This is a genomic window from Oribacterium sp. HCP3S3_B9, assembly GCF_052064255.1.
GTDB lineage: Bacteria > Bacillota > Clostridia > Lachnospirales > Lachnospiraceae > Oribacterium.
The window spans coordinates 1-1,199 of the sequence record NZ_JBQHVY010000055.1; the positions used below are offsets into that span (position 1 = coordinate 1).

At 69.1% G+C, this 1,199-nt stretch carries 2 protein-coding genes; both read left to right on the top strand.

What is annotated here, in order from left to right:
- A partial coding sequence (locus ACTNC3_RS11360) for a hypothetical protein (RefSeq protein ID WP_441227497.1) occupies window positions 1–591 on the top strand: 591 nt, incomplete at its 5' end.
- A 6-nt stretch (window positions 592–597) separates the two neighbouring features.
- Window positions 598–1,199, top strand: a 602-nt coding sequence (locus ACTNC3_RS11365; protein WP_441227498.1) for a phage portal protein, incomplete at its 3' end; no start/stop codon positions are given.

Here is a 1,199-nt window from a genome sequence, read left to right on the forward strand (position 1 = left end):
GAGCTCGTGATCGATGGGACGGCGTGGCGGAGGGCTGAGCAGCGTGCGGTGAGGATCCCTGAGCGGGTGCGGGTGGGGTTTGGTGTGGCGGCTGATCCGGAGTTGCGGCAGGCGTCGGTCTCGGCGGCGTGGCGGCGCACCGATGGGGTGCTGCTCACTGAGGTGATCGAGGAACGTGAGCAGGTGCGGTGGGTGGTGCGGGCCGCCGTCGATGTGGTGGAGCGGTGGGCTGGGTCGGCGGTCGCGGTGCGGTCGACGAAGGGGGATCGGGATCTCGGCGACGCGATCGCGGCCGAGATGGTGGACCGGAAGATGGACGTCGAGCGGTGTCTGGTGCGCGTGTCAGCATCGGACTATGCAGCAGCCTGCCATCGTCTCCGCTCCGGGCTCGAGCAGCGCCCGGACCCGGCCGTCTTCCATCTCGGTGAGCGGTCGTTGCGTCGAGCGGTTGGGGCGGCTCAGTGGGGTCGTGGTGTGTGGGTGGCTGAGCGTGGCCCGATCGCGCCGTTGGAGTCTCACACGCTCGCTGGTTGGTGTGTGGATCATCTGCCGACACTCGCTGCCGAGCCGCGTCGTTTCCAGGTTTTGTGAGGCGTCGTGCTGACGTTCCCGGCTCCTGGTGCGGTGCAGGTGGGGCTCGCGTCGGTGTTGGCGGTGCCGGCGGTGGCGCGGTGTGCTCAGGTGACGGTGGGTCTGATCCGTCAGATGTCGCTCGACGCGTACCGGGGGGCCCAGGTGTTGCCTCGCTCCCGGTTCCTGCAGTGCCCGGATCCGACGCCGAACACGGCACGGGCGTGGTTTGTGGGTCAGCAGGTGCAGGACTACCTGGTCCACGGGAACGCGGTGCATCTGATCACGGTGCGGGGCCAGGACGGGTATCCGCTAGCGGCGTCGTGGGTGCCTGCGTCGTGGGTGTCGATCACTCGGGATCCGGAGACCAGCGAGGTGGCCTACTGGGTGCGTGGCCGTCGGGTGTCGTCGGCGGACGTGGTGCATGTGCGGCGTGGTGGTGACGAGTGGGAGCCCGCCCGTGGGGTGGGTGTGGTTGAGCAGCATCTGACGACGTGGGCGCGGATTGAGCGGCAGGGCCGGTACGAGTCGGACATGCTGGACGTGTCGGCGGTGCCGTCTGTGGCGATCGAGACGCCGAACCCGGATCTGTCGCAGGAGGAGGCCGACGCTGCGTCTGAGCGGTGGTT